5 protein-coding genes are annotated in these 3,274 nt (G+C 42.6%); all 5 read right to left on the reverse strand.

All coding sequences use genetic code 11. The features are described from left to right. Positions 1 to 168 (reverse strand): site-2 protease family protein (locus tag AB5H98_RS13075; RefSeq protein WP_367926329.1); only part of this gene is annotated, 168 nt, incomplete at its 3' end. 21 nt (positions 169 to 189) lie between these two features. Beyond that, a complete protein-coding gene (locus AB5H98_RS13080) occupies positions 190 to 1,341 on the reverse strand; it encodes a 1-deoxy-D-xylulose-5-phosphate reductoisomerase (RefSeq protein WP_367926325.1) in 1,152 nt (383 codons plus the stop codon). Between the two features lie 34 nt (positions 1,342 to 1,375). Then, positions 1,376 to 2,206, reverse strand: a complete 831-nt coding sequence (locus AB5H98_RS13085; protein ID WP_367926326.1) for a phosphatidate cytidylyltransferase — start codon at positions 2,204 to 2,206, stop codon at positions 1,376 to 1,378. Positions 2,207 to 2,224: 18 nt separating this feature from the next. Beyond that, the gene (locus AB5H98_RS13090; RefSeq protein WP_367926327.1) at positions 2,225 to 2,938 is read right to left on the reverse strand and encodes an isoprenyl transferase; all 714 of its coding nucleotides are present in this window, start codon (positions 2,936 to 2,938) and stop codon (positions 2,225 to 2,227) included. A gap of 80 nt (positions 2,939 to 3,018) precedes the next feature. Continuing rightward, positions 3,019 to 3,274, reverse strand: a 256-nt coding sequence (locus AB5H98_RS13095) for a ribosome-recycling factor (protein WP_367926328.1), incomplete at its 5' end; no start/stop codon positions are given.

The following is a 3,274-nucleotide window of genomic DNA, read 5'->3' on the forward strand; positions in this document are numbered from 1 at the left end:
TGTTTCTTTTCTTTGAAAGCGAAACAAGGTAGGACCCATCCCAATTGCAAACTCCTGTACAGTAATCCCACTGAATTTTGCCGTCAGGAAATGTCCCAATTCATGAATAAAAATAACTAAACCAAATACAAAAATAGAAGCAAGAGCTGTCAGCAGCCACGAGGCCACGGTACCACCGCCTTTCGAAAATCATAACCGCTCTAAAACATATGCACGCGCCATCCGATCACATTCATAAACATCTTCAAGCGTATAATTCCCGCCAAAATCCTGGCTTTCTACAATTCCTTCCACCAATTCCCCTATTTTCAAAAATGAAATTTTATCTTCCAAAAACAGACGTACCGCTTCCTCGTTGGCACCATTAGCCGCACATGGTGCCAGACCACCTTTCTTAATGGCTTTTTTACAAGCCGGCAAACAGCGGAAAGCCTTTTCATCCGCCACATCAAAAGTCAAAGATTTAAGCTGTGTAAAGTCCAGCTCAGGAGCCGGTCCCTCTACACGATTCGGCCAAGTTAAGGCATATTGAATTGGAATACGCATATCCGGAACGCCCATTTGCGCCAAAATAGAATGATCGCTAAACTGAACCATAGAATGAATGACGCTTTGACGTTGTACAACAATCTGCACATTTTCCGGCGGAAGATCAAAAAGCCATACAGCCTCAATTAGTTCCAGCCCTTTATTCATTAAAGTAGCAGAATCAATGGTAATTTTACTTCCCATATTCCAGTTGGGATGGCGGAGAGCATCTTCCTTTTTTACATTTGCAAGCTCTTGCATCGTCCTGCCAAAAAATGGTCCGCCAGAGGCCGTAAGCAAAATTTTCTGTAATGTTTTTGCCGAAAACTCATCCTGCAGACACTGAAAAATTGCAGAATGTTCGCTGTCAACAGGCAATAATTTTGCCTGTTTCTTTCTGGCCATCTCAGTGACCAAATGGCCGCCAGTTACAAGGCTCTCTTTATTTGCCAAGGCCACATCGATTCCCTGTTGTAATGCAGCCAAAGTTGCGGGAAGGCCTGCAATACCAACAACAGCATTCAACACAATATCGGCTTGCGGCATCGATGCCAATTCAATCAAGCCTTGTTTGCCGCACAACAACTTAGGTGCATTCGACATACCATCCAGAATCGTCTTCATCTTCTGAAAGGCCTGCACATCTACTACCGTCACAACTTTTGGGGAAAACTCTTGAATTTGTTTGAGTAGCAAAGATATGTTGCGATTGGCCGCCAAACCGTACACTTGAAATCCCTGAGCACGAATCACATCCAAACTTTGTGTTCCAATCGAACCTGTTGACCCCAACAACGTAATACTCTTGCTCATTTAAAGCTCTCCTTTAAGATTCAAGCACAATCTATTACAGATTTGATAAAGTCAAAACGACAAACGGAGCAATAAACATCACACTATCAAACCGATCCATAATTCCACCATGGCCCGGGAAAATCGTTCCATAATCTTTAATACCACATTGCCGTTTCACAACAGAAGCCGTCAAATCTCCCAAAATTCCTAACACAGAACTGATCATGCCCACAACAATCAATACAAGATAATAACGATTTCCTAATGAGTGCATTAACGTCGGTTCCTGATACAACAACACATAAAGCAAGGTAATTACAATTCCAACGATTACACTTCCAAGAATACCGCCAATGGCACCTTCTACCGTTTTGTGCGGACTGACAACCTGTGCCAATTTATGTTTTCCGAAAGCACGTCCTGCAAAATATGCGCACGTATCACCGCCCCATGCAAATCCTAAAATCAGAAGCAAAACATAAATGCTCTCCAGAGAATCCGTAAACATACTCCGCACATGCAGAACCGATGCAAAACATGCGAGAACAATACCGGACAAAAAGGCCGTTCCCGCTACCTTTGCAAAATTGACAGACTGCGAACGAAAAATCACACAGCACGAAAGATAAAGAGCCGTCAAATAAAACACATACAGCAAAATTTGAGCGACCTGCAAAATATCGCTGAACAACACCGCTACGGTTATAGGAACAAAGGCAGCGAAGACATGCGGAGCCTTTATTCCAAATGCGTCATACACCTCATGAATCGCAATCAGCGCTACCACAATCAAAGCCAAATTAAAAAACACCGTATCAAAAAAGCATAGTACGAGCGCCAAAACGATTAATCCTACAATCGAAGTAATGACACGCACTTTCATCTCAATTCCCCACTTCTATTAAATACCGCCAAATCGACGGCTGCGATGATTGAACTCATCAATCGCCTTATCCAAATCATCTCTTGTAAAATCAGGCCACAATACATCCATATCTACAAATTCTGAATAAGAGGCCTGCCAAAGCATAAAATTGGACAGTCGATGTTCACCGCTTGGACGTAAAATAAAATCCGGATCTTTCTGTCCCGCCGTATACATGCAATCGGATAAAAGGCGTTCGTCAATCTCCTCAGGGGAGAGTTTTCCCTCTTGCACTCGCCGAGCAAGTATTTGAGCCGCACGAACAATTTCCTGTCTGCCGCCATAATTGATTGCAACATTTAATATTGTACCTGTATTATGTGCTGTTTTTGTCTCAATTTCTTCCATTTGTGCCTGAAATTTTTCTGGCAAGGGGGTTCTATCACCCAAGAAAACAACTCTGTTATTTTCCTTTTGATAATCGTAAGCAGCGGTAAGATATTCGCCAAACAACTTCATGATGGTATTTACTTCTTCCACGGGTCGCGCCCAATTCTCCGTCGAAAAAGCATAAAAAGTGACACTGGCTACTTCAAGTTCATTACAATATCGCGTAATATCCTTAAAGACTTCTGCACCTTTTTTATGGCCGGCCGTACGAGGGAGCCCTCTTTTTTTCGCCCACCTGCCATTTCCATCCATGATAATTCCAATACTAAGTCCCTTGGCAAAATCCGTCCTTTTTTCCATATTGAACTTCCTTTTTTGTAAAAATGTGTGCCGCGCAGCTCAAGCGCGGCACACTTTTTCGCATCCTGTTATAACTTTGCTTAAATTTCCATGATTTCTTTGGTTTTATTCTCGCAAATTTTATCGATTTCTTTCGTAAATTTGTCCGTTACCTTCTGCATTTTTTCCTCAAGATCCTTCTGATCATCTTCCGTCAGCTCACCGGACTTTTTCATCGACTTAAATTTGTCCATTGCATCACGCCGAATGTTGCGGACCGCAATTTTTCCTTCCTCGCCCAAATGCATTGCATCTTTCACCAGTTGTTTACGGCGTTCTTCTGTGGGAGCCGGAAAA

It is taken from the genome of uncultured Ruthenibacterium sp., from assembly GCF_963558415.1.
Classification (GTDB): Bacteria; Bacillota; Clostridia; order Oscillospirales; family Ruminococcaceae; genus Ruthenibacterium.